Genomic DNA, 24,932 nt, shown 5'->3' on the forward strand with positions numbered 1-24,932 from the left:
TCAGGAGCCCCCGTTCATCGTTGCGATCAACATGATACCAAGTGCCATGAAGCCGCAAAGGGCTGTCAGGATCACACCGGTTTTCAGAACCACGGATAATACCGGGCCTTCCTTGCCCGAAAGACCAACAGTCGAACATCCAACCAGAATCTTTGAAGGTGCCAGCATACTGCCAAGCGAGGCACCGGTAGCCTGTGCGGCAAGAATAAGTGAGGTTGAAAGTCCCGACAATTCAGCTGTATGGCGCTGGAACATGCCGAACACGACGTTGGAATTGTTTGTGCTGCCGGTCATGAAGGCCCCTAGCGCTCCGATGGCAGGCGATATCACCGGATAGGCAACAGCAAAAGCACCCGAGAAAATCGCCGCACCGCCCTCGGCAAGGGCATAGGTCATGCCGGCATGATCCATGATGATGGCAAGACCGATCACCGGCACCATGCCGATGCTGGTTGGCAGGCCGCTTTTGAGCGTGCGTTGCCAGATACGCTTGCCAATCCCTGCATCATAATGGCCGCGCAGCTTGAAGAAGGTAAAGCTGATCGCAGCGGTATAAAGCAATAGCGCGCCGGGATGGCCGAAAATGGCAATCGACTTGGCGCTTTCGGCATTGATGACCCAGCCCAAAGAGGTGGCCGTTTCCGGGAAATCAAGTGTGAAGCGCACTTTGCCCAGAATGCTTTCCAGGCCGGGAACAAAGGTTGCCAGTGTTACCAGACCAATAAAGACCAGATAGGGTGTCAGCGCTTCAAGCAATGGCATGTGATGATGATCATCGGCGACCTGTTCGGCGACGTCATCGGGATGCGGTTTCCAGAAACGGGTGACGATGATTGACGTCACAAGACCGGCGATGCCCGCAGTCAGGCCGCCCAGCGTCCAAACGCCGTAATTGGCCATGCAATATTGCACCACACCCATGACGCCGGAAATCAGGACAAGTGGCACAATACGGCGACGAATGGTGCGGAAACCACCATCAAGCCACAAAACAGCAGCGCCACAGCTAAAGCCGGAAAGTCCCAGAAGGATGGCGGAATAATGGGTCAGTTCCGTGCCCGGAATGCCGGTCACACCGATCAATGCTTCAAACGAGGTTGCCATATTGCCAAACAGCACCGACCAGCTGTGCCCGATCATCGGGGCTGCAACGGCCAGTACCGGCGAGAACCCCATGCCCAGAAGCAGCGGGGCGACAACTGCAATCGGCACACCAAAGCCGGCAACACCCTGAAGGAAGCTTGCAAACACATAGCCAAGGATCAGAAGTTGCAAGGGGCGATCATCGGTCAGCGACCGGATGGCGCGCCCGATGGTTTTGATTGCACCGGCTTCGTCGGCAGCGAAATACAGGATGAGCGCCGCCCAGACGATGTAGAGAATATAAAGGCCAAGCATCACGCCCTTGGCCTGGGCGATGATCAGCATTTCGGTTGGTGCGCCAAAGAAAAAGACGGCGATGATTGCGGTGACAAACCACGCGGCAGCACCTGCACGTGCGGCCCCCCAGTTTGCCTTGATCATCAGAAACAGGATGGTTGCGATTGGCAATGCTGCCAGCAAAAAGTCACTCATGGGTGGCGCACCATAACCTTTTGAAACAATGGGGCTGTCGTCGATCGATGCGACGGGATGCGCATATTGTCCGAGCTGTGATGCAAGCGCAAGTAGCGTAAGTTGGTATTTCGTATGATGAAACGACCTATACGAACTGGAGCACATCAAGCCAAGTCAATGAACAATCATGTGCTGTATCTAGTGTGATCCGACGGTTGGTGCCCGCTATGGCGATACGTTTGTTATGATTTTAACGCGGAACGATTGTTAAGGGACCTTGTCTTCAGCCTTTATGAAAGCGACACAAGACACACCACTTGATGATCCACATATCTGCCGAAATGAAAGGCCCCACCATCGTCAGCAAGCGTGCAATATTCAACTGGCTCATTGGGCCTCAGAACCTGATGACGAATGGCGTAGGTTTCTTTGACTGTTATGCGTTCCAACGCGATTAGGTGTGTCGGTTCTATCACGCAAGAAGGCGATGAAATGCTGTCGGCGGATTGTTTCTGACATGATTGATGATGTCTGCGGCACACCGCTGTGCAGACAAGCGGGATGTATCAACTGTGAAATCATAAGCGCCATGAGCATGCACGACATCGATTTGCGACCTTGCCAAACCGTTCGGGCGATCATCTCGTGATCTTTCGCGTTCTTCTGTGATTTCAATCGGGCATTTCACGCCGATGAAATACAGATCGACACCTTCAAATATTCCGGCAATTTCAGGCGCCCATTCCGCCTGATTAAGAACGTGATCAATGATCACATTCTGTTCCTCGGTACAAAACGGCAGCAGTGATTGATGGAACTGGCGAAAGAGAGTCGGGCCGATTAGACGACGAAGCGCTGCATCTTCCCAAAACTGCGCGGGCAGGGATTGATGAAACTGATCGCGCGAGAATATCAGGGTCGGGTCCGCAAGTTGTTTGCGCAACGCATGGGCAATGCTTGTTTTGCCTGCACTCGATGTGCCGTTCAAAAGGATAAACACCTGAAATCCCGTATTCTGTGGTGGTGTGATTTATGCCAACACGATAGGTGGCTTCGCTTGTGGGGTAAAGCCATCCAAATACAAAAATGGCGGCAAATAGAAATCTGCCGCCACTTCCTGCCTTGGAGCTTTTGATGGCTTATGCGCAATCCTTGTCACTGCTTTGCGCATTCATTTCGGCAAACAATTCTGCGGCAATCGAAAAGGATTTCTGGCGTGCAGCCTGATCAAAGATATTTGCCGTCACCATGATCTCGTCGGCATTGGTCATATAGGCAAATTCGCGAAGCTTTTTGCGTACAGTGTCGTGTCCGCCAATTGCGGCATAGCGCATGGCGTGATCCACACCGGCCTTTTCGACACGGTTCCAGATTTCGCTCATATCCCTGACCGGTTTGGGCAGCTGGCCTGGCGTGCCACGGCGCAGATTCAGGAACTGTTGCTGCATCGATGTCGCAAGATATTCGCCTTCCTCGTCCGTGTCGGCGGCAAAGAATCCCATCGCGGCAATCGCATAGGGTTTATCAAGCTGTTCGCTTGGCTCAAAGCGATGGCGATAAAGGGTCAGGGCATCCATCAGCATGTCAGGGGCAAAATGCGATGCAAAGGCAAAGGGCAGGCCAAGGCGTGCGGCAAGGTCGGCAGAAAACAGGCTGCTTCCCAAAAGCCACATTGGCACTTGAGATCCGTAACCGGGAACCGCACGGATCGGCGGGTTGCCTTCAAGGGGGGCAAGGAAGGCCTGCACTTGCAAGACATCCTGAATAAAGCGTTCTTCGGATCCATGCATGTCACGACGCAGGGCGGCAGCGGTGCGTTGATCCGTGCCCGGCGCGCGTCCAATGCCGAGATCAATGCGGCCGGGATGAAGCGCATCAAGGGTGCCGAACTGTTCAGCGATCACAAGCGGCGCGTGGTTTGGCAGCATCACGCCACCCGATCCAACCCGGATGGTTTTGGTGCCAGCCGCGACATGTGCCATGACAACGGACGTCGCCGCACTGGCAATGCCGGGCATATTGTGATGTTCGGCCAGCCAATAGCGGTGATAACCGAGTTTTTCGGCATGCCGGGCAAGTTCAAGGGTATTGCGCAGGGCATCTGAAGGATGTTCGCCCGCATTTACCGGGCAAAGATCAAGAAGGGAATATCGTAGCATCAGCCAGACTTTCGGTTTGGCGCACAAGGCCGCAATGCGGGGTGCGAGATTTCACAGTTGGGCTTAATCTAGCCCGAAATCATCGTCTTGCCAGTCCCAAACGGGAATGGTCATATGGATGCCCTATCTTGGAGCATTGAAAATGTTGATCATTCTTGGTGGATTGCCCGGTGTGGGTAAAACGTCGATTGCCAGATTGGCTGCCCGGGAACTCGGTGCGATCCATCTGCGAATTGACACGATAGAGCAGGCGATTATTGATTGTGGTGTTGTTCCATCCGATGAAATGGGGCCGGTCGGATATGTTGTGGCAAACCGGATTGCCACGGATAATTTGCGTCTTGGGCACTTGGTGATCGGGGATGCGGTCAATCCGATTGAAGTTTCCCGTGCCGAATGGCGAGAAGCTGCAAGGATGGCAGATAAACCCTTTGTTCAGATTGAACTGATTTGTTCTGATTGTGATCAGCACCGCCATCGGGTTGAAACCCGCAAGAGCGATATCGACAACCTGAAACTGCCCGACTGGCAAAAGGTCTGTGACCGAGAATATCATTCCTGGGCCGAAGCGGATCTTGTGATTGATACGGCTTTGCAGACCCTTGATGCATCTGCCGATATGCTTGTCAGTTTTGTTCGGGAACGGATTGCAACCATCTGAATAGAATATGTTTGTTTGCCTATCTATCGATGTCAGGTTTTCGATGTGCAGCAAGCGTGCGGCTGACGAAATTTCGAAGCGCGATCGAAATATCGTTGCTGCGATAGGCCAGTGACAACTGGGCAATTGGAACGTTGCCCTCGATCTCGCGATAGGCAACGCCATTGGCCTGAAGCTGTGTCATTGGTTTGGGTACCAGTGAAAAGCCAAGTTCGGCAGCAACAAAGTTAATGACCGATCCCAGCTGCGGGGCGATCTGACCCAGTTGCGGTTCAAACCCGGCGTCACGGCAGGCGGTGACCACCTTGTCGAAATGGGTGGGGCCAACGGCCCGCGGCGTCAGGATCAATGCATCATCGCGCAAGTCAGCCAGCGATATCTTGTCGTGCCGTGCGGCCGGGTGACCGGCCGGAAGCACGGCCACCATCGGTTCGGATGAAATCACATGCAGGCGAATGCCATCTCCTGCAATCGCATCCTGGCGAAGAAACACCGCATCAAGGCGTTCTTCGCGCAGGCTTGCGACAAGCTGTGCCGAGTTGGCTTCTTCAAGCGTCATTTCGACACCGGGATAGGCACGGCGAAAGTCGCGAAAGACCCGAGGTACGGACGGGCTGAATGCGGCAGAGGCGGTGAACCCGACGCGAATGGACCCGACTTCGCCACGACCGGCCCGCTGGGCTGCGCGAATGGCACGTTCGGCAAGATCGGGGAATTGGACAACCACATCGTAAAACGCTGATCCGGCTTCTGTCAGTTCGGCGCCATGGGGTACGCGATGGAAAAGGGCCGTACCAATTTCGGTTTCAAGGTCGCGGATTTGCTGACTAAGTGGCGGTTGACCGATGCCGATCCGGGCGGCGGCGCGGGTGAAATTGCCTTCGCGGGCGACGGCCAGAAAGTAGCGAATATGACGAAGTTCCATTTACGATATATCCAAAGAATATCAAGAATGACTGTTCCATATATTGGACGGATGACGAAAGGAATGCAATCATAACCATACCCCACGAACCCTTCTAAACGAGGTCGCAAATGTCTGTTTCTTCGGAACAGGAACCTGAGTCCCATGTGCAAGAAGTAACAGCCATGTCGGCATCGTCGATAAGTGCGCTTCCCCAGCGTACTGATAACCCACTCGCGTCCACCAATGCGCATATGCCTGCAGAACCGGTCTGGATCAGTCCGGGTTCTGCCGCATTTCGCCGGATCAGTGTTGCGCTTTTCCTTGCCGGATATGCGACCTTTTCCCTGATCTATTGTGTGCAGCCACTGTTGCCCGAACTGGCCGATCATTTTGGCGTCGGGCCTGCTGAAAGCTCGCTTGCGCTGTCACTGACCACCGGGCTTCTGGCTTTTGCCATTTTGTTGGCCGGTGCCGTGTCCGAAGCCACCGGGCGCAAACAATTGATGCTGGTGTCGATGTGTGTGGCATCGATCCTGAATGTGATCGCGCCGTTTCTTTCGGACTGGCATGCCTTTCTGGCGCTGCGCGCGGTTGAGGGACTTGTACTTGGTGGTGTTCCCGCTGTTGCCATGGCCTATCTGGCCGAGGAAATCGACCCCAAAGGGTTGGGCATGGCTATGGGCATCTATATCAGTGGCACGGCAATCGGTGGCCTGAGTGGTCGTGTCGTGATCGGTTTTCTGACTGACCTGTTTGGCTGGCACGCGGCCCTTGGGGCCATGGGGGCTCTTGGATTGCTTGCAGCCCTTGGCTTTGCTGTTTTGTTGCCGGCATCGCGCAACTTTGTTCGCCGTCCGGGCTTTCAGGTGCGCTACCATATGCGGGCCTGGGGCGGGCACCTTAAACATGCCGGATTGCCGTTTGTGTTTCTGGTCGGTGCCTTTGCCATGGGCTGTTTTGTCACGGTGTTTAACTATGTCGGGTTCCGGCTATCTGATGCGCCCTATGGCCTTAGTCAAAGTCAGATCGGTCTGATCTTTGTGGTCTATCTGTGTGGATCGGTGATGTCATCCCTTGCCGGGGCTTTGTCAGACAAGCTAGGCCGGGGGCCGGTTCTTGTGGTCGGGATTTTGTTGGCCGGTCTTGGTGTTGCGCTCACCATGCTTGAAAGCCTTGGCGGGATCATTGGTGGCATTGTGGTTCTGACCAGTGGCTTTTTCGTTGCCCATTCGATTGCAAGCGGCTGGGTCGGGCGACTTGCCGAGACCTCCAAAGGCCATGCATCGTCGCTCTATCTGCTGGCCTATTATCTTGGGTCAAGCATCATGGGCTCGGTCGGTGGCTGGTTCTGGTCACATGGTGGCTGGAATGCGGTGGCGGGATTTGCCGGTGCCTTGCTGGTTGGTGCGCTTCTGTGCGGCATTTATCTGTGGCGGTTGGCATCGCAAGCGGCTCAGGCCGTTCCCAAGGAGAAAGGGCGTTCGTCCCTGTCAGTGGAACTGGCCGACGCGACATGAAACTGCGTTCAAGGCAGATGACAAAAACAAAACCCCGCCAGTTCGACTGGCGGGGTTTTGTGTTGGACAAGGCGTTGGGACTTACAGCCAATCGGGGCTTGGAAGACCTTTTTCCTTAAGGAATTCGGGATTCCAAAGCTTGCTCTGATAGCGGGTGCCAAGGTCGCACAGGATCGTGACAATGGTTTTGCCCGGGCCCAGTTCGCGGGCAAGGCGCACTGCACCGGCAATGTTAATGCCGGTCGATCCGCCCATGCACAGACCTTCTTCCTTAAGCAGGTCAAAGACGATCGGCAGCATTTCTTCATCCGAAATCTGGAACGGGTGATCGATGTCAACGCCTTCAAGGTTGGCGGTGATACGGCCCTGACCAATGCCCTCGGAGATCGAGCTGCCTTCGGATTTCAGTTCACCGAACTTGTAGTGGCTGTAAAGGGCCGCACCCATCGGATCGGCAAGGCCGATCTGGATGTTTTTGTTGCGCTCTTTCAGCGCGAGCGAAACACCGGCAAGCGTGCCGCCAGTGCCGACTGCACAGATAAAGCCATCAATCTTCCCGTCGGTCTGTTCCCAGATTTCGGGTGCAGTGGTGTCGATATGGCCCTGACGGTTGGCAACGTTGTCAAACTGGTTGGCCCAGATGGCGCCATTGGGTTCGGTTTGTGCCAGTTCTTCGGCCAGACGGCGGGAAACATGCACATAGTTGTTCTGATCGCGATAGGGTACAGCCGGAACTTCGCGCAGATCAGCACCAAGCAGACGCAGAAGATCTTTCTTTTCCTGACTCTGGGTTTCCGGAATGACAATCACGGTGCGATAGCCAAGCGCGTTGCCCACAACAGCAAGGCCAATGCCGGTATTGCCAGCCGTGCCTTCGACAATCACGCCGCCGGGTTTCAGAAGGCCGCGGGCCTCGGCATCACGAATGATGGCAAGGGCAGCACGGTCTTTGACCGATCCGCCCGGATTTGCATATTCGGCCTTGCCAAGAATGGTGCAACCCGTCAGCTCGGAAACCTTTTTCAGCTTCACAAGCGGGGTGCGGCCAATGGCTTCGATGGTGCCATTGCGTATGTCCATGACAGACTCCAAACGTGGTTGGGTTCAAAATTTGATTAGTTGTTGATTGGGACTTTATTACACAAAAGTCAAGATAGTTTGGAAATTACAACGAAAAGTTTGTGTTGAATTTCACAGTCGTCGAAATGCTGCGAAACAGATGCTAAATGCCAGCTTCCTTGCGGATGCGGTCGCGGTTCAGCATCAGCCATTGAATGGCAATGGTTGTCGTTGCATTGCAGAGTTGTCCATTCTGCAACATGGCAAAGCATTCTTCTGCGGACACGGTAAAGACGCGAATGTCTTCGCCTTCTTCGTCGAGACCGTGAATGCCGCCGACCTTTGATGCATCAACCCGCCCATAGAACATGGTGACTGTTTCGCTCGAACAGCCCGGTGTCACGTAATATTGTGATATCTTTTCAAGCGGTGCGATGATCTCGCAACCGGCTTCTTCGATGGTTTCACGGAGTGCGACGTTTTCGGCGGTCTCGCCATCCTCGATGATGCCTGCGACAATTTCGATCAGCCATACGGGCATATCAGGATAGCGCTCCTGAACCGACAATGTGCCCGGACGGAATTGCTCGATCAGAATGACTTCATCACGTACAGGGTCATAGGGCAGGACGGCGACAGCATGCCCGCGTTCCAGGATTTCGCGCTGAAGAATTGCACTTTTCCCGCCATCAAACTTGTCATGTTGTAAGCGATAGACATCAAGTTTGAAATACCCGTCCCAACCACGTTTGCGTTGGATGATGTCAAAAGTTTTGTGAGGCATTGCTTCTTTTCCATGATTGTTCGTTGACGGGCATGTTTTGAATGCGCGAAAAGATGGAATAATTTTAAACTGGAAGTGATATTCTTTTATTCTTATGTATGTGTTTGATGAAACGCATGGCTGTAGTGGTGCTGGCCATGCCGGTTTAACAGGTCGTCGTTGGGATAGGTAGGGCATCCCTATGTTTTAATTATACCTGAACTGTTGTACTATTTAAGGCATCATTAAAGCCACGTGACGGGAAAACATGTGGCTTCGCATTTCAGAGTTTCGGGGGAAACAAGACGTTGATGCGGTTTGAGCCAACAGAAATCGCACGTCTGTATGGGCGGTCACGCGTGGGAGTTGTCGTACATCAGGATTTGAAAGCCGTGTATGTCAATGACGCCTATGCGAAGATGCTCGGTCGCCGGGATGTCAAGGACTTCATGAGCGAACCTGACATGCGGCAATACATCCCGCCAAGTTTCCACCACGAGGCTGCCAAACTGTCCGAAGGCTTTCAGGAAGGTCACGGATTTCACGGCTGGAAGAAAGTCTACAACATCCGTACGGATGGTACGCCGGTCTGGATGGAAATCAGCGACGAAACTGTTGAATGGGGACAGGGTAACGCTGTTCTGACCACGGCACAGATGATTGACAATGGCACTACCGCCATGCAGGTCGACCACATGCTGGGGCGCTCCTTTATCGGGGTTATGGTCCATCGCAATATGACCGCGCTGTATGTCAATGATGCCTTTGCCCATCTTATGGGGTCGGAAAATGCCAGCAAGTTCATGGAAAACCCCAATGTTCTGCGCTTTATACCGGAACAGAACCGCCCACGCGCGCTGAAGCATGTCGCAGGTATTCTTAGTGGTGCGTTGCGCGGTGAACGACACCGCGTCCGGGACATCCTTGATGATGGAAGTTCGGTCTGGCGTGACCTGACTGACGAACGCATTCTTTGGCATGACGGAAAACCCGCCATTCTTACGACCGCGCATGATGTGCGCGACGAAGTTGAAATGAATGAAGAATTGGTACGCGCCAAGGCAAGCCTTGAAGAGGCGGTAACCGAAGTGATCCGGCTTGTGCCATCAGCGGTGGCGATGCTTGATAGCGACCTTAAGGTCATTCATCATAATTACGAATTTTCCCGTCTGTTTGGCGTTCCGAAATCCGAGGATGATAGCCCGTCATTTGATATTTCAGCCCTTCGTGAATGCTATGCGAAGATGAAGCAAAATGGTCACGGGCACGCGACGCTTGATGAAATGCAAACGCCGTCCGGGCGGCTGGCCGATATTCGCATGAATATGATGGAAGGTGGCGGGGTGATGGTATCTGCCACCGACATCACCGATCACAAGCGCAAGGAACAGATGCTTGATACTCTTGCATCGACCGATCCGCTGACCCGTGCCTTGAACCGGCGTGGTTTTGAAATCGCCGTCAGTCGATTGCGTGAAATTCGTCATCTGAAAGACAAAAGCTGGGTCTTTGGTCTGATCATCCTTGATCTGGATTACTTCAAGGATATCAACGATACCTATGGTCATGCTATTGGCGACAGGGTGCTGGAAAAAGTGGCCGAGACCCTGCGTCAGGCATTGCGTGATGATGACCTCGTTGTACGTCTGGGCGGTGAGGAATTCGCAGTCCTGTTGCCATCTGCAACCGCAGCCGTGACCAAGCGCATTGGCGAACGACTTGCAAATATGATCCGCGCGATCGAAGTGCCGGTTGAAAAGGATGGTGATGCTGTTGCCAAAGTTACCGCAAGCTTTGGCGCAACAGTTGGCGGTGAAGGTCGGCAAAGGTTCATTGAGCTGGCCGAAGCAATGGCACTTGCCGACGAGGCTATGTATGCCGCCAAGGAAGCCGGTCGCGACCAGCTGATCTTCCGGACGTTCGAGCGCGAACAGGATAGCTAGTTCTTGATCAGTCTCGCGTTTGATGGTTGAGTTTTTCCCACTCTTCCCGATTTAATCTTGCCTGTGACAAAACCGTGTTTGTGCCGGAGTATGAAGCATGATCATTCGTGCAATGCGTCCTGAGGACGGGGCTTCTGTGGTTGATATTTATGCGCGCGGTATTTCAACCGGGAATGCAACATTTCAGGAAAATGCAGGAACCTGGGAAAACTGGGATGACGGACATCTCAAGGAATGCCGATTGGTTGCCTGCGATGATACCGGCCGTGTGACCGGCTGGGCAGGACTGTCGGGTGTTTCAAGCCGATGCGTCTATCGCGGTGTTGCCGAGATATCGGTTTATGTTGACCCGGATGTACAGGGGCAGGGGATTGGAAAGGCTCTTCTTTCCAGCCTGATCACAGAAAGCGAGGCACTGGGTATCTGGTCTCTGGAGGCCGGGATCTTTCCCGAAAACACTGCAAGTATCGCCCTTCATAAGCGGCTTGGCTTTGAAGAGATCGGTCTTCGACGTGGTCTTGGACGGATGGGTTATGGTCCAATGGCGGGACAATGGCGCGATGTGATGCTTTTGCAGCGGCGCAGTACAACCGTCGGGGTCGACTAGGCTGACATTTATTTGCGTGTTTCCTTAAATTCAGGCTGTTTTCTGCGAGTGTAGCGGGCTTTTTGTCGCTTTATTTGCAGGTTGCGCAAAAATACGTAGATGCGCTTTAAATTCGGCCTGCGATAGGGTAATCAACAAGGATAACCCGCGAAAACGCATAGTCCAGATATTCAGCCGAAAACGGCTGGTCAGACCACACAGGAGAGCGCCACCGTGAACGAGATCAGCAAAATTGCGCCAGTCGCAATTTGGGAAAACTTTCAGAAACTTTGCGATACCCCGCGCCCGTCGACCAAGGAAGAAGCCGTTCTTCAGCTTCTTGAAAAAATGGCAGATGACAAAGGTCTGACGCATTTCCGTGACGGTGGTCAGAATCTTGTGATCTCCATACCGGCAACACCGGGATATGAAGATCGTAAAATGACGATCCTTCAGGCCCATGTTGATATGGTGACCCAGGCGAATTCCGGTTCGACCCACAATTTTGATACCGATCCGATCCGAATGCTGATTGATGGCGAATGGATCACCGCAGACAACACCACGCTTGGCGCGGATAACGGTATTGGTGCTGCTGCCATGATGGGCTTCATGACTGAAGAGGGGCTGGAGCATGGGGCACTTGAACTTCTGTTCACGGTTGACGAAGAGCGCGGGCTGACCGGTGCGATGAATCTTGAGCCGGGTCGTCTCAAGGGCGAGATCCTTCTGAACCTTGATACTGAAGACGAGTACGAGCTTTGCGTCGGTTGTGCCGGTGGTGGCGATCTGGTCGCGACCTTTGATTACACGCCCGAAGCAGTTGCTGCCGGTTATGTTGCTCGCGATATTGCCCTGACCGGTCTTAAGGGCGGTCATTCGGGGATTGATATCATTCTGGGTCTTGGTAATGCGAACAAGCTGATGGCGCGTTTCCTGCGCACCGCCATTCGTGATTTCGACACCCGGATCGTTTCGATCAATGCCGGTACGGCGCGCAATGCCATCCCGCGTGAATCCTTTGCGACCATCGTTCTGCCAGAAGGCAAGGTTGGTGCGTTTGACGCAGCACTTTCTGTCTTTGCGGCTGAGGTGCGCGACGAAATCGGCGCGCTTGAACCGAACTTCGCCATTGCAGCCAAAGAAGCCGCACTTCCGGCAACAGCAATGAGCGCAACCGATTCCAAAAACTTCAATAACGCATGTGTAAGTGCACCAAACGGCGTTCAGGCCATGAGCACCTCGGTCGAAGGTGTTGTTGAAACCTCGATCAACCTTGCGATCATCAAGCTTGCAGATGGTACGGCCAAAGCGACCCTGTCAGCGCGCAGCTCGATCAATTCGGCGCGTGATGCCATTCGCGAAGCGGCAACCGCCGTTTTTGAGCTGATCGGTGCGACTGTTGTGTGGGGGGATGCCTATCCGGGCTGGAAGCCGAACGCAAACAGTGAAGTCGTCGACATGATGAAGTCGGTTCACCGCGACATGTTTGGCAAGGACCCGGAAATCCGTGTGATTCATGCCGGTCTTGAATGTGGTGTTCTGGGAGCGAAATATCCGCACTGGGATATGGTTTCCTTTGGCCCGACCATCAAGCGTGCCCACAGCCCGGACGAATGCGTCCATGTACCAAGTGTTGCCCGTTTCTGGGATTATCTTCTGGCGGCGCTTAAAGCGATCCCGACCAAAGGGTAAGGGCCTTCCTGAAAAGGGGCTTTAACCCACAGATTAGAAGTCTGTTGGTGCGACTGACCGGATTGCTTCGGTCAGTCGCATTTGTTTGTGGAGCACCATTTGTCGCGGGCGGTCGATCCATTGCCCGGCACAAGTGCGTCAAGATTGACAAAACCGTTTTCGCCGATAGTGGTTTCGACCTCGATCCAGAAACCCTGACTGTCACCTGAAATATAGACGGTTTCAAAGCGGGTCAGACGGCGAATGATCTTGTTATTGACGCTGGGACCGTCACGCATATTCAAAAGTTCGCGGTCAACGTAATAGGGATCGCGGTCTTCGCCGATCAGTTGTTTGACCTGTCTGGTGATCTGGCTGCCTTTTTCGGCGACAAGTTCGGGAATCTCGCGCGTGACAAATCCCTGACCCGGACCAAACGCGATCAAAGCCACAAAAATCAGCACAAATAGCGGACTAAGATGCAAAAGGGCATCGCCCATGCCAGCACGTTTCCATTCGTCACGCACGCGTCGTGTCGGCTGGCCATCTTCGAGGCGGCGCAGGCTTGCACGTACCTGTTCGGCAAGAACCGACCTGTTGGTGCCAATGAAATCAAGTGCCTGCATCAGAACCGCCCGCGCCAGTTGTTTGTTTCCGGCGCGCTCAAAGGCGGTTGCATGGGTAAACAGCATTTTGGCGTTACCCTCGGGCGGGAAACTGCCGCCACGCATATTACCCAGGATGGCCTTCCAGGCAGGGATGAAGCTTCGCCATCCCCAAAAACCGCGCAGCCAGGTAATCAAACTTGCCTTAAGAGCCATACGCCTCGCCCCTTTGGGGGCAAGATTGGCGGTAAGGATTTCAACCTTGCAGGAATGCAGAAAACCGCGAACGATCTTGAATTCGACCTGTCTGGGCTGGGCTGAAACAACCCCGGTTACCGCACATGAAATGAAACCCTGGGCATTGCTGTCAGTTTTCTTGCGATTATGCCTGCGGGCGCCGGGGTGAATGTTGCTTTTGCGTGCGCCAGCCTTGGCCTGCTGTTCGCGATAGGCCTGGTTGGCGCGCGCGACTTTTTCATCAGGGCCCGGTTTGGCCTTTTCCTGTTTGCGTCCTGAACCGGCAAAACCCTGTTTGGTGCGGTTGGCGTTCTGCGCACCTGTGGCGTTCGGACCATAACTCGACGCCGTTGATTTATCGGACGGGCCAGATTTGCCTTTGGCGGTATCTTTTGTGCGGTTCGCGCCGGCCTGTGCAGGGGCTTTGCGTTCACCTGTCAGGATTTCATAGGCTTCGGTGATGTCTTTGAATTTTTCTTCGGAGTCCGGATCGGTGTTGCGATCAGGATGATACTCAAACGCCAGTTTGCGATAGGCGAGTTTGATTTCCTTTGCGCTCGCGCCGGGCGCAATGTTCAGCATACTGTAATAGATGCCAAGACGATCGTTGTTCATATCTAAAGCGGATTCCTGTCCTGACACACTTTCCGGCGCATGCGATTGACCGAGGCAGCTTTTGCTGCTTGCCTCTGGTGGCGTAATCATATGATGGAAATCTTAACACGTTGTCACTTTTGCCTATTTGTCATATTTTGCAAGAATCACTTGTGCATAGATTTCGAATAAACAGGTAGTCGGCTTGAAACTCAAATTTTGGCAACGCAAAGTCGACGAAGATGACGAACTGTCGGATGACGCTGCCGTATCCGAGTTCGAAATGCCGCCGGGCCATCATCTGGGTTTTGGCACCCGTTTGCGCGCCAAATGGGAAGGGTATGACGACCCGGTCGAATATTACCTGCTTCAGCTTGAAATAGATGTCTATGCCGAATGGCTGCGCAAAATGCGTGTCTGGCTGTCACGCCCGGTCGAGCCGGAGCTCGCCGAGCTTGATCTTGATGAGGAAATCGGGCGCTGGCCGCCAGAGCGAATCAAGCTGTATGACAAATTGTTCGATCACGGGATCATGATTCCGGGTGGGCACGAATATGCGCTGGAACTCGCAAAGCCACTGGCCCTTGACGAAACGCTCAGCTGTCTTGAAATCGGAGCCAGACTTGGTGGTGTTGCGCGCTTGCTTGCCGATCGCCTCGGGGTCTGGGTAACAGCCTTCGAGCAGGATGGCGAGTTGGCCCTGTTGGGGATGGATCGTTCTGTTCATGCCGGTGTGCAAAAAAGAGTCCCGGTTCAGACTTTTGATCCGGCTGAACCGGAATTGCGCAAAGGCTATTTCAACGTTGTGTATTCGTTTGGCGAGCTGTTCAAGGTGCCCGGCAAGGAGGCATTTCTGGGCGAAGTTGCAGAAACCCTGCGTGAACAGGGGCAGATTCTGTTTACCGACTATGTCCTGACTCGCGATCTTGACGATAATGCACTGGCACAATGGGCCAAGCTTGAAGGTGACGAGCTGTATCCCTGGACCGCACAGGAATATAAATCCCGGCTCGGACAACTGAAATTTGATATCCGCATCGCCAAGGATGAGTCGGAAACCCATCTCGTTCACATCAAAAAAGCATGGATGACCATGCTTTCAGACATTCAAAAGTCCGGATTGGACCCGGATGTGATGGATTATATCGTTCCAGAGATGGAAATGTGGATGAATCGCGTAAAAATGCTTGAAAATGGCTCGCTGGCCTTTTATCGGTTCTACGCAACGATCAATTGATCGCTCAGGTTTCAGACTGCTGCTGGCGACTTTGACGGGATTTGATCTGATTTCTGTCGCCGCAACCTGTTTTAGGTATTGACAGGGGCATGTCGTACTTCTATTTTCCGGCTTCCTCGAAGGGGCCAAGTTTCTAAGGTTTAAGATTATGAAGATCCGGAACTCATTGAAATCCGCGAAGCTGCGGGAAAAAGGCTGCCGTATCGTGCGCCGCCGTGGCCGCGTATACGTGATCAATAAAAAGAACCCGCGTTTCAAGGCGCGCCAGGGTTAATTCCCGGTACCTTGTTCTCAAAGGTTTTACAAAACGCCGCACCGGTTTATCCAGTGCGGCGTTTTGTTTTATCTGCCTGATGTGTGATGGCGTCTGGTGCCTAGGCGTCGATACCGTCAATGGCAATGGTGTAAACTGCGGTGGTTTCGCTTCTGCCGCGGAGCAGAACTTCCTTGGCAAGGGTAACGCGTGACGGATCAGAAAGCTGATTGCGCGTGGTTTCTCCAAGCAAAATCCTGGTGCCCAGTTCCTTGTTCATGGCTTCCAGTCGCGCCGCACTATTCACAGAATCGCCATTGACCGTGAAGGAAAGCCGATCCGGTGCGCCAATGCTGCCTGCCACAAGCTCACCGGTATTGACGCCGCAACGGCACCGCAATGTCGTACCTTTGAACTGTTTGCTGTGAACCAGCTTTTGGAGCTCTATCGCTGTTTCCAGCGCTGCATCGGCGTGATCTGGCTGTTCTCCAACCGCATTATAGACCGCGAGAATCGCGTCCCCCTGAAACTGGGTGATAATCCCGTGGCGCGCCTCGATAATAGCGGTGGCATCAGCGAAATAGGCATTGAGGATATCAACCACATCCTGCGGATCGGCCTTTTCACTCATTGTCGTAAAGCCCTGAAGATCTACAAATAGCGTTGTGGCCACGCATTTGCGTGACGGAACGGTGCCGGTATCGCTTTGAGATGTCAAAAGTGTCTGGGCAATAGCTGGGGGCACAAATTTGCCAAAGATCCGTTCAATACGTGCGCGATCATGTAACGTATGGACCATATGGTTGAAGGATGTCGCTGCATCGTTGAATTCGCTGATGATGCTGTCTGGTAGTTGTGGCAATGCCTTGAGGTCACCGTCTTCAAACTGGCGCGTTGCCATCGAGAACCGTTTGAGTGGTCGGGAAAAGAGGTGTGCGATCACCCACGCTATAATCACGGAACCCAACAGAACAACGGCTCCGATAAGAAACAGTCGATTTATTCTTTGTCCCTCTGCCTCGAAAACAGAGGGCGCAAAATGTATTCCGAATGTGATCGGATTCGTTGAGCCATCAGAATCGTTTCGGGTCACGATGATCTGATATTCACCGTTAATCACGACCTGGGATGCGTCAATTCGCTGATCAAGTGCATAACTCAGGCTATCGCCGAGCTCAACCGGCTCCCATCTGGCACGTTGGGACAAGATCGGATCGCCAATCTGATCCATACGGGGCAGGACACTTGTCGCTTCTTCAATCGATTTTGGAATGAACCCCGATTTCTCGGTGCGCATATTGACCTTTTGCCAGTTTGACAGACCTGGATGGGCGATAATGTGGTCTGCAACTGTGATAAAGGCTGTGCGACCATCATCTTTTTGCTGCATCGGAAGGTCACGCGACAAACCGGGCAGGGTGAGATACTGGATCAGTGCACCAAGATACTGACCATCCTGAAACAGCGGGATCGCTTCACCAAGGACAGCTTCACCAATCAGGCTCTGCCAATAGGGGAAAAGAGTCTGACTTTGGGCAGGGCCCATTTTCAGAAGCTGAGAGGTGATCATCATGTCATAGAGATCAGCTTTTTCTTTCACAACCTTCTGATTGTGTTGATCGTAACCGATAAAGGAACCGTCGGGCGTTGTAATTCCGATGGCGGCAATGGCTTTTTCGGTCGCGATCAATGATGCTGCCTGGCTTGACCAGAAGGCTGGTGAAAGAGGATCGATTGCGCCTTCGGCAACCTTGGTGGCGATCCAGACATTGCGGCGCGCTGTCTGTGCCAGCCTGTCGTGGATGATCCGTTCTGCATCGGCAATGTCCGCACTGGTCATCGTGATCCAGAGGTCGCGGGTATTCTGAAGAGCTGTCTGGAGACCAAAATAAAGCGACAACCCAACGCCGGTCACACTGCTGAGCAGCAAGCCGCTGAGCAGGACCGCGAAAATGGAAAGTCGCCCGTGACGTTTTGCCAATATGCTCTCCAATGACTTAAAGCGATTCGGTGAAGCGCAGCCTGTCGTCTGAGTTCAACTGAGCTCATGAATTGAATAGCTTATGGGCTTTTGAAGACCATGGAAAGGGCGGAGCGACATCTCGCCGCCGCCGCCCGTTCCGATCGCGTTAACTGGCCTTGAAGCCCGGCACCGTGTAAAGCTCGGTCGTGCTGTGGCGGCCACGCAACAGAACGTCACCGGCTTTGACAACGCGTTTGGGGTCCGAAAGCAATACCCGGGTGGTTTCGGAAATCAGAACATTGGTGCCAAGCACCTTGTTTTCCTGTTCCAGTCGCGAGGCGGTATTGACCGCATCGCCATGAACGGTAAAGGACAAGCGCGCCTTTGCACCAACATTCCCGGCAACCATCGGTCCCGTGTTGACCCCGCAGCGGATCTGTAATGTCAGGCCTTCGAATGTGCGGCTGGAAACCTCGTTTTGCAGGGCAATGGCGCTATCAAGTGCCGCATCCGCGTGGTTTTCCAGATCGTCAAACACGTTATAGACAGCAAGAATCGCATCCCCCTGAAACTGGGTCACGATGCCACCATGGGATTCGATGATCTGGGTTGCACAATCGAAATAGTCATTGAGCATCGCGATGATCTGATTTGGATGCAGGCTTTCACACATTGATGTGAAATGTGCGATATCGATAAACAGGACGGTTGCTTCTGATTGTTGTGGCGGCAACACACCTGAATCATTGCCAGATGCCAGAAGCTTTTTGGCAATGGATTGCGGGACAAACTTACCAAACAGATTGGTGATCCGTTCGCGGTCATGGACTGCCATCATCATGTGGTTAAAGGAGCGCGCTGCGTCATCATATTCACGGATACGGCTTCCGGAAAGCTGCGGAACATCGGCAGAGGCAATGTCCTCATCCTCAAAGGCGCGGGCAGCGGCGGCAAAGCGCCGGATTGGTTTGGTGAACTGTTTGGACAGTATAATCGCGACAATCACCGCAATGACCAGCACGGCACCACCCAGAACGGACGCCAGAACAAGGCGATTCCATTCATCATTAAACAGCTCTTCGGTAAAATGTATGCCGATGATGACAGGTGAAATGGGGGCATTCATCACCTGACGGGTGACAATGAGATGATATTTACCATCGACTTCAAGTCCGGCAAGGCGCAAGCCGGTATTTTGCCGCTCATCTTTTTCATCCGTTTTGATCCGTTCCGATTTGCCGATATTGGCAAGAACCGGGTCACCGATATCGTGAATGGTTGGCAGTGGAAGCGGGCTTCGCGCGATATCAGCCCCGTTGATCAGTTTGTTGGCGGTGTCTTCCCCCCAGTCTCGCAAATCAGGATGGGCCATCACCCGATTGCCTCCAATCAGGATGAACGGAGTACCGGGAAGGTCTTCGCGTCCGCGAATCAGGCTGTCCGACAAGTTTGACAGCGACAGGTACTGAATAAAGGTCCCCAGATAATGCCCGTCATAAAAAAGCGGAACCCAACTGGTCAGGACCGTGCGATTGAAAAACGGATCCCAACGCGGAAATCCGGTGCGGTTGGAAATCGGGCCACGAATGTGTGCCAATTCGGAAAACAGCATATCGTCTTGGGGCAGGGTGCGTCGGATTTCTGTCATATCTTCGGGATTGAAACCGATGAATTGCCGGTCCCCTGTTATCAGACCATAGGCCATGACATCCATGTCTGCGGCAGCAAGGGCACGCATCGCATTGGTCCAGCCATATTGGAAGCTGGGATCAAGTGTGCCGTCGGCGACCTGCTTTGCGACCCAGTCGGAACGTTCATCAACTTCGCTCATACGTTCATGCATGGTGCGCTGGACAGCTGTCAGATCCACATCAGCCAGCATGACCCAGAGATTGCGGGTGTTTTCATATGCGGTACCAAGACCGACATACAGGGCAAGGCCAACACCAAAAACGCTGGTGGTAACGAAACTGGCAAGAAGGACAGAAAGGACAGAATATCTGCGTTTGGATATCACTCGGTTTTTTCCTGAAACGGAGGTTCCCCAACCTCAGGCGGCATCTTAGCGGCGATCGAACTTGGTTGAAAGGATGATTGAACTTGATGTTCGTTTTATCCCGGCAAGCTCGCCAATCCGGTCCAGTACCCCGTCAAGCTCTTCGGGCGTATCAGCGGCAACTTCGGCAATCAGGTCATATTCCCCCGAAATTGCCAGACAGCGAATGCAATGCGGGATTTTCTGCAATGCGCCGACCACTCCTGCGGATTGCTTTTGTTCTAGCTGGATCATGACTTCGGCCAGAAGAACCGGTCGCGCGCTGTCTCCGAGCTGCACGGTGTATCCGGTAATGGTTTGTGATTTTTCAAGGCGTTCGAGCCGTTCCTGTACAGCACTGCGTGATAGTCCGACATCGCGCGCCAGTGCCGCAGTCGGTATGCGGGCATTTTCCTGCAATCTTGCGATCAGGCGACGGTCGGTTTCATCAAGTCGGCGTTTCATCGGTCATGCCCATTAAAATGACGGGTTATTCAATTGTTTTGACAGTATTGCCGGGTTGCAAGCGTTAGTCCAGCGGCGGAGCATAAAGGGGTAAACAACAAAACGTTATCAGGGCAGTTACGGCATCCATCGCGATGGTGTCTGTTCCGTCGGGAGTTAGAGACAATGAAAAAGATTTTGATCCTTGGTGCCGGTAAAATCGGACGTATGGCCGCTGTAATGCTTAAGGAAAGTGGCGACTATGCGGTGACTCTGGCAGATGCCAATGGCGATATGCTGGAATTCTGTGCCCGGGATGATGCCGCAACCCTTATCAAGGTTGATGTCACCGATGAGGCGGCCCTGACCGAGGTCGCCACCGGTCATGATGCCATTCTGTCGACCTGTCCGTTTTACCTTAATGTTGCGATTGCGCGTGTTGCCCGTGCGGTTGGCGCATCCTATTTCGATGTGACGGAAGATGTCGAAACCACCCGTGCCATTCGCGAAATTTCCAAGGGCGCAGCGGGGGCATTCGTGCCGCAATGTGGTCTCGCGCCGGGCTTTATTTCGATCGCTGCGCACGATCTGTTCAAGCGGTTTGATACGGTCAAAAAGCTTCGTCTCCGGGTTGGTGCCCTGCCACAAAACCCGACCAACCGTTTGAAATATAACCTGACCTGGTCGACGGACGGTTTGATCAACGAATATCTCAATCCCTGTGAGGCGATCCTGAACGGCAAGCGTGTCGAGGTCCTTCCGCTTGAAGGATATGAGCGTTTCACAATTGATGGTACCGAATACGAAGCCTTCAATACGTCGGGCGGGGTTGGTGCGCTTTGTGACATGCTTGAAGGCAAGGTCGACAATCTTGATTACAAAACTGTCCGTTATCCGGGCCATCAGGAAATTCTGAAAATCCTGATTGAAGACCTTCGTCTGGGCGAACGCCCGGATATGATGAAGGAAATCTTTGAAAATGCCCTGCCAGTCACGCAGCAGGATGTGATTGTGATCTTTGCTGATGCCGTCGGGACCCGTAACGGCGAACTTTGCGAAGAAAACTTCATCCGCAAGGTCCATGGTACGGAAATTGGTGGCAAGAACTGGTCCGCCATCCAGATCACGACATCGGCCGGATTGTGTGCGGTGATGGATATGGTGCTTACCGGCAAGCTACCGGGAACCGGTTATGTGCGTCAGGAAGAAGTCGGACTGGATGATCTTTTGGCCAACCGTTTTGGTCGCTATTACGCCAATCGTCAGCTTGCAGTCTAAAATCTGATAATTGCCGGCAGGAAAGTCTCGAAATCCCCCTGAAGTGCTTCAGGGGGATTTCTTTTGCTATCAGCCTGTTATCAGCGTTCGCTTCATTCGAATGTCAGCAAATTTTGAAGTATCCCAAAGCATGTCAGTCTTTTGGCAGGCAAGGCATGGTCAGAGCCGATTATTTGTGGCAAAGACGTTGTTTGTTAACGCTTGGCCCTTATGGTGGCCGTTAATCAAACTCATTATGAAAACAGGTATTCCTTGTCTGATTTCGATGCCACATACCGATCTGCACTGGGCCTGTATGAAGCAGGCCGGTTTGCGGAGGCCGAAGAAGCCTGTCGCATGCTGATCCGTGCATATCCGCAAGCCGCAGACGCCATGCATCTGGCGGGCCTGGTTGCGGCAAAACAAGGAAATCAGGTTCTGGCTGCGGAACGAATGGGGCGCGCTGCGATTGCCGATGCCAATAGTGCCGAAATCCAGCACGACCACGCCCAGGCGCTCAAGGCGATCGGCAAGTTGCGCGATGCGGTTGGTGCGTTCAAGCGTGCCATTCGGCTTTGTCCGGATGCGCCAGCCCTTTACTGCAATATCGCCAATACCTATCGCCAGCTTGATGAGTTGAAAGACGCGCGCGAGAACTATGAACACGCGCTTGAACTCGCCCCCGATATTGCGGAAATTCATGCCAATTATGCGACATGCCTTTATGCGATGGGCGATATCAACGGTGCCGAAACATCGTGCATGACTGCACTTAGGATGCGTGACGATATCGTCAATGCGCTGGTTCTGATCGGGCAAATCCGCCTTGATCAGGGGCGTACAGTGTCGGCAAGCGAACCTTTGCGCCGGGCACTTACACTGGAACCGGGACATCAACGTGCATTGACCGCTTATGGTGATGCGCTTTTCCGTCTTGGACAGTTTGCAGGTGCCCAGCATTGCCTGCGACAGGTTCTGGCGCTAGATCCCGATGACGCCAAGGCACGTCGAACACTGGCATTGCTTAATCTGCGTGTCGGGCAGGGGATGGAGGCCATTGGCGCATTGGAGCCGTTACTTGCGGCCAATCCCCACGACCCGCAATTGCTTTTGATGATGGGCGAGGCCCTTAGCCTTGTTGGCCGTCATAGCGAAGCCGTTGAACGGTTCGGCGCTGCAATCGGGGCGGGCGGCGGTGACGATGCCGTGTTTCGTCTGGCTGTGGAACTTGCCGAGGAAGGTGATACCGGCTCGGCGCAATCGGTGTTGCAGAACGGTATTGATCGCAAAATTGCCGCTGGTGAAAACACTGCGCTGTTTCGTACTGCGCGCCGGTTACTGTTTGCGCCGGTTCCAACCAATCTTGCCGCACAGAATGACGAAGTTATTCGCGATCTTCTTGATGACACGCTTGATGAAGATGCGCTTGAACCAGACCTTTCGTTCGTGGGATCTGATCGCATTGACCCGATGATCCTCACGCGCTTTCCTCCGGTCTGGCGTGCGGCATTGCGTCCGGAAGGTGACAAGCAGTTGCGCGCGGTTGGTCATTACTGGGAACGGCTTGTTTCGGGCTATGATGTGCCCGAAGTCAATCTTTCGCGGGATCGAAAGGGTGGCAAGATCCGCCTTGGTGTTGTGTCAGCCAATATGTGTGATAACGGTATCGGGCGTTGGGTGCTTGGTCTTGTCGATGCCATTGATCGGGACCGGTTCGATGTAACCGTCATTCGCCCGCCGACCGGTGAAGATGATATCACGATGCGGATCGATGAACATGCCGATCTGGTTGTGCCTTTGCCGCTTGATCCATTGCACTCGGCACGGGTGATTTCCGGCCTTGATCTGGATGTCCTGCATTATGCCGATCCGCAGGCAGATGCCTATACGATGTTGCTGGCAAGCTGGCGTTTGGCTCCGCTTCAGATTTCCGGAGGCGGTATTGCTGCGACCAGCGGCCTTTCAAACATCGACTATCATTTGATTGCAGAGGACTGGGAAACAGCAGGAGGCGAAAAGCGTTTCAGTGAAAAGCTTGTTCGTTTGCCCGGATTGTTCGTCAATGCCACGCCGCCTGAAAGCGTGGATATGACGACAACAGAATTGCAGCGTCTCTGGCGTCTGGCACAGGACCGAAATACCTATTTGTGTCCGCAGCCGCTTGATGTTCTGACCGCCGATTTTGATCCGCTGATCGCCGAGATTTTACGTCTGGACGAAACCGCCGAATTGTTATTGATCGCACCGGAACGTGACAGCTGGGACGCCGCATGGGGGCGCCGGTTTGCCGTAAATTATGCCGATGTCGCGGGACGTATGCGCTTTGTCAATGTGCGTAGCCGGGCAGACTTGCTGTCGCTTCTTTGTGCGGTTGATGTCGTGCTTGAAAGCCCGGCATGGAATGACGCAATGTTGGCCTTTGACTGTCTGGGGCTTGGTGTTCCACTGGTGACCTTGCCCGGAAGTGCGGCGCGATCCCGACGCAGCCATACCTGTTATCGCCAGATTTCGGTCTTTGATTGTGTGGCATATCACTCGGCAGACTATGTCGATACGGCATTGACCCTGGCGACCGATAAACGCCGTCGTTCGGTGGTATCGCACGCCATAAAAAGCCGGTCGCATATCCTGTTCGGGCAGAAATCGTCCTTTGACGCCTATATGCAATTCCTTGAGGAATGTATGGCGGTTCCCGTCGAAAATGTGATGTAAGACGCCGCTAAGCGTGAGCGTGAAGGTTAGTCTGTCAGTCTCTATATTGGCGTGGCTGACGGAATGGTTGCAGGATAAGATCAGCTCAAGGCGTCAATGTCGGCTTCAGACAGAGCGGCAGGAACAATCGTCAGTGGCAGTCTAAGCTGGCCGACGGTGTCACTTTTGGTCAGGGCTGTAATCAGCGGGCCGGGGCCTTCTGACGTGGTGCCCGCTGCAAGAACCAGAATGGAAATCTGTTCTTCTTCATCAAGAAGGTTCAGCAATTCATCCTTAAGACGACCTTCGCGAATGAACAGAAGCGGCATTGATCCAGTCTGTTCATGGACATAGGCAGCCAGTTCATTGACCCGCGATTCTGCTTCTTCGCGGGCTTCTTCCTTCATCAGGTCGCCAACAGCCATCCAGTGCTGAAACTCTGCAGGCTCAATGACACTGAGCAGGGCAACGCGACCTCCGGTATGTTGCGCACGGCGACACGCATAGCGCAGGGCCTTTGTCATTTCATCACTGTTATCAACAACAACAAGAAATGTTCGGTTGGTCGAGGCGCGGAGTTCCTGATCGGCATCAAAGGACGTCATATGGGCTCTCTGAATTGTTCATTCTGCCGACCGAATGCCTTTGTTGACGGGGCAAGGCATCGCTCGGATCAGTGAAGTTTGCCGTAAATCAGGCTGTGTTTCCAAGCGGTTTTTACTGTCACAGCGAAAGTTTCATGCTTCGCAGGTGCGAGTAAATATATGCTGCACTTGCGTAGCAACTGCTT

At 53.5% G+C, this 24,932-nt stretch carries 20 protein-coding genes; 9 read left to right on the forward strand and 11 right to left on the reverse strand.

All coding sequences use genetic code 11. The annotated features are described in order from the left end of the window. The 3 genes from TH30_RS08350 to TH30_RS08360 all read right to left on the reverse strand — a co-directional run bounded on the left by TH30_RS08350 (position 1) and on the right by TH30_RS08360 (position 3,716). Entirely contained in the window at positions 1 to 1,575 is a 1,575-nt protein-coding gene (locus tag TH30_RS08350; RefSeq protein ID WP_114097622.1) for an L-lactate permease, read from the reverse strand. A gap of 454 nt (positions 1,576 to 2,029) precedes the next feature. Beyond that, positions 2,030 to 2,557 carry a chloramphenicol phosphotransferase CPT family protein gene (locus TH30_RS08355; RefSeq protein WP_181850186.1) on the reverse strand — a complete coding sequence of 176 codons (528 nt, stop codon included), beginning with the start codon at positions 2,555 to 2,557 and terminating at the stop codon, positions 2,030 to 2,032. A gap of 139 nt (positions 2,558 to 2,696) precedes the next feature. After that, positions 2,697 to 3,716: an LLM class flavin-dependent oxidoreductase gene (locus TH30_RS08360; RefSeq protein ID WP_114097776.1), complete on the reverse strand. Its 1,020-nt coding sequence runs from the start codon at positions 3,714 to 3,716 to the stop codon at positions 2,697 to 2,699. 142 nt (positions 3,717 to 3,858) lie between these two features. Here TH30_RS08360 and TH30_RS08365 point away from each other — a divergent pair, with 142 nt between their 5' ends. Then, positions 3,859 to 4,377, forward strand: a complete 519-nt coding sequence (locus TH30_RS08365) for a P-loop nucleotide/nucleoside kinase family protein (RefSeq protein ID WP_114097777.1) — start codon at positions 3,859 to 3,861, stop codon at positions 4,375 to 4,377. Between the two features lie 19 nt (positions 4,378 to 4,396). On the opposite strand, the gene TH30_RS08370 is transcribed toward TH30_RS08365, so the two are convergent. Next, positions 4,397 to 5,302 (reverse strand): LysR family transcriptional regulator, encoded by a 906-nt coding sequence (locus TH30_RS08370; protein ID WP_114097624.1) that lies wholly within the window; start codon positions 5,300 to 5,302, stop codon positions 4,397 to 4,399. 110 nt (positions 5,303 to 5,412) lie between these two features. Between TH30_RS08370 and TH30_RS08375 the strand changes: the two genes are divergently transcribed. After that, the gene (locus tag TH30_RS08375; RefSeq protein ID WP_114097625.1) at positions 5,413 to 6,801 is read left to right on the forward strand and encodes an MFS transporter; all 1,389 of its coding nucleotides are present in this window, start codon (positions 5,413 to 5,415) and stop codon (positions 6,799 to 6,801) included. Between the two features lie 81 nt (positions 6,802 to 6,882). Here TH30_RS08375 and TH30_RS08380 read toward each other — a convergent pair whose 3' ends face one another. Both TH30_RS08380 and TH30_RS08385 read right to left on the reverse strand, forming a co-directional pair. Beyond that, positions 6,883 to 7,881: a cysteine synthase A gene (locus TH30_RS08380; protein ID WP_114097626.1), complete on the reverse strand. Its 999-nt coding sequence runs from the start codon at positions 7,879 to 7,881 to the stop codon at positions 6,883 to 6,885. A 142-nt stretch (positions 7,882 to 8,023) separates the two neighbouring features. Continuing rightward, entirely contained in the window at positions 8,024 to 8,644 is a 621-nt protein-coding gene (locus TH30_RS08385) for an NUDIX domain-containing protein (RefSeq protein WP_114097627.1), read from the reverse strand. 290 nt (positions 8,645 to 8,934) lie between these two features. Here TH30_RS08385 and TH30_RS08390 point away from each other — a divergent pair, with 290 nt between their 5' ends. The 3 genes from TH30_RS08390 (at position 8,935) to TH30_RS08400 (ending at position 12,847) form a co-directional block, all read left to right on the forward strand. Beyond that, positions 8,935 to 10,566 carry a sensor domain-containing diguanylate cyclase gene (locus TH30_RS08390; protein ID WP_114097628.1) on the forward strand — a complete coding sequence of 544 codons (1,632 nt, stop codon included), beginning with the start codon at positions 8,935 to 8,937 and terminating at the stop codon, positions 10,564 to 10,566. 97 nt (positions 10,567 to 10,663) lie between these two features. Beyond that, complete coding sequence (locus tag TH30_RS08395; protein WP_114097629.1) at positions 10,664 to 11,173, forward strand: GNAT family N-acetyltransferase; 510 nt, start codon at positions 10,664 to 10,666, stop codon at positions 11,171 to 11,173. A gap of 213 nt (positions 11,174 to 11,386) precedes the next feature. Next, positions 11,387 to 12,847, forward strand: coding sequence for an aminoacyl-histidine dipeptidase (locus tag TH30_RS08400; protein ID WP_114097630.1), 1,461 nt, complete (start codon positions 11,387 to 11,389; stop codon positions 12,845 to 12,847). Between the two features lie 71 nt (positions 12,848 to 12,918). On the opposite strand, the gene TH30_RS08405 is transcribed toward TH30_RS08400, so the two are convergent. After that, positions 12,919 to 14,283 (reverse strand): DnaJ domain-containing protein, encoded by a 1,365-nt coding sequence (locus tag TH30_RS08405; protein WP_114097631.1) that lies wholly within the window; start codon positions 14,281 to 14,283, stop codon positions 12,919 to 12,921. A gap of 184 nt (positions 14,284 to 14,467) precedes the next feature. On the opposite strand from TH30_RS08405, the gene TH30_RS08410 reads away from it, so the two are divergent. Both TH30_RS08410 and ykgO read left to right on the forward strand, forming a co-directional pair. After that, positions 14,468 to 15,499: a class I SAM-dependent methyltransferase gene (locus tag TH30_RS08410; protein ID WP_114097632.1), complete on the forward strand. Its 1,032-nt coding sequence runs from the start codon at positions 14,468 to 14,470 to the stop codon at positions 15,497 to 15,499. Between the two features lie 148 nt (positions 15,500 to 15,647). Continuing rightward, entirely contained in the window at positions 15,648 to 15,773 is a 126-nt protein-coding gene (gene ykgO, locus TH30_RS08415; RefSeq protein ID WP_007090004.1) for a type B 50S ribosomal protein L36, read from the forward strand. Between the two features lie 100 nt (positions 15,774 to 15,873). On the opposite strand, the gene TH30_RS08420 is transcribed toward ykgO, so the two are convergent. From TH30_RS08420 to TH30_RS08430, 3 genes are all read right to left on the reverse strand, one after another. Further along, the gene (locus TH30_RS08420; RefSeq protein WP_114097633.1) at positions 15,874 to 17,733 is read right to left on the reverse strand and encodes an adenylate/guanylate cyclase domain-containing protein; all 1,860 of its coding nucleotides are present in this window, start codon (positions 17,731 to 17,733) and stop codon (positions 15,874 to 15,876) included. Between the two features lie 148 nt (positions 17,734 to 17,881). After that, the gene (locus TH30_RS08425; protein ID WP_114097634.1) at positions 17,882 to 19,732 is read right to left on the reverse strand and encodes an adenylate/guanylate cyclase domain-containing protein; all 1,851 of its coding nucleotides are present in this window, start codon (positions 19,730 to 19,732) and stop codon (positions 17,882 to 17,884) included. Positions 19,733 to 19,777: 45 nt separating this feature from the next. After that, the gene (locus TH30_RS08430) at positions 19,778 to 20,215 is read right to left on the reverse strand and encodes an Lrp/AsnC family transcriptional regulator (RefSeq protein WP_114097635.1); all 438 of its coding nucleotides are present in this window, start codon (positions 20,213 to 20,215) and stop codon (positions 19,778 to 19,780) included. Positions 20,216 to 20,380: 165 nt separating this feature from the next. Here TH30_RS08430 and TH30_RS08435 point away from each other — a divergent pair, with 165 nt between their 5' ends. Beyond that, entirely contained in the window at positions 20,381 to 21,472 is a 1,092-nt protein-coding gene (locus tag TH30_RS08435) for a saccharopine dehydrogenase family protein (protein WP_114097636.1), read from the forward strand. Between the two features lie 252 nt (positions 21,473 to 21,724). After that, positions 21,725 to 24,163: a tetratricopeptide repeat protein gene (locus tag TH30_RS08440; protein ID WP_181850187.1), complete on the forward strand. Its 2,439-nt coding sequence runs from the start codon at positions 21,725 to 21,727 to the stop codon at positions 24,161 to 24,163. Between the two features lie 80 nt (positions 24,164 to 24,243). Here TH30_RS08440 and TH30_RS08445 read toward each other — a convergent pair whose 3' ends face one another. Further along, complete coding sequence (locus TH30_RS08445) at positions 24,244 to 24,747, reverse strand: universal stress protein (RefSeq protein ID WP_114097638.1); 504 nt, start codon at positions 24,745 to 24,747, stop codon at positions 24,244 to 24,246. Positions 24,748 to 24,932: the final 185 nt, after the last annotated feature.

The sequence above is a fragment of the Thalassospira profundimaris genome, from assembly GCF_003326795.1.
Lineage (GTDB): Bacteria > Pseudomonadota > Alphaproteobacteria > Rhodospirillales > Thalassospiraceae > Thalassospira > Thalassospira profundimaris_C.

Excerpts from the sequence above, each read along its gene's own strand:
- TH30_RS08445 (WP_114097638.1), bottom strand. The coding sequence starts at position 24,747 with ATGACGTCCTTTGATGCCGATCAGGAACTCCGCGCCTCGACCAACCGA.
- TH30_RS08395 (WP_114097629.1), top strand. The coding sequence starts at position 10,664 with ATGATCATTCGTGCAATGCGTCCTGAGGACGGGGCTTCTGTGGTTGAT.
- TH30_RS08430 (WP_114097635.1), bottom strand. The coding sequence starts at position 20,215 with ATGAAACGCCGACTTGATGAAACCGACCGTCGCCTGATCGCAAGATTG.
- TH30_RS08370 (WP_114097624.1), bottom strand. The coding sequence starts at position 5,302 with ATGGAACTTCGTCATATTCGCTACTTTCTGGCCGTCGCCCGCGAAGGC.
- TH30_RS08365 (WP_114097777.1), top strand. The coding sequence starts at position 3,859 with ATGTTGATCATTCTTGGTGGATTGCCCGGTGTGGGTAAAACGTCGATT.
- TH30_RS08435 (WP_114097636.1), top strand. The coding sequence starts at position 20,381 with ATGAAAAAGATTTTGATCCTTGGTGCCGGTAAAATCGGACGTATGGCC.
- TH30_RS08385 (WP_114097627.1), bottom strand. The coding sequence starts at position 8,644 with ATGCCTCACAAAACTTTTGACATCATCCAACGCAAACGTGGTTGGGAC.
- TH30_RS08380 (WP_114097626.1), bottom strand. The coding sequence starts at position 7,881 with ATGGACATACGCAATGGCACCATCGAAGCCATTGGCCGCACCCCGCTT.
- TH30_RS08360 (WP_114097776.1), bottom strand. The coding sequence starts at position 3,716 with ATGCTACGATATTCCCTTCTTGATCTTTGCCCGGTAAATGCGGGCGAA.
- TH30_RS08390 (WP_114097628.1), top strand. The coding sequence starts at position 8,935 with ATGCGGTTTGAGCCAACAGAAATCGCACGTCTGTATGGGCGGTCACGC.
- ykgO (WP_007090004.1), top strand. The coding sequence starts at position 15,648 with ATGAAGATCCGGAACTCATTGAAATCCGCGAAGCTGCGGGAAAAAGGC.
- TH30_RS08375 (WP_114097625.1), top strand. The coding sequence starts at position 5,413 with ATGTCTGTTTCTTCGGAACAGGAACCTGAGTCCCATGTGCAAGAAGTA.
- TH30_RS08405 (WP_114097631.1), bottom strand. The coding sequence starts at position 14,283 with ATGAACAACGATCGTCTTGGCATCTATTACAGTATGCTGAACATTGCG.
- TH30_RS08350 (WP_114097622.1), bottom strand. The coding sequence starts at position 1,575 with ATGAGTGACTTTTTGCTGGCAGCATTGCCAATCGCAACCATCCTGTTT.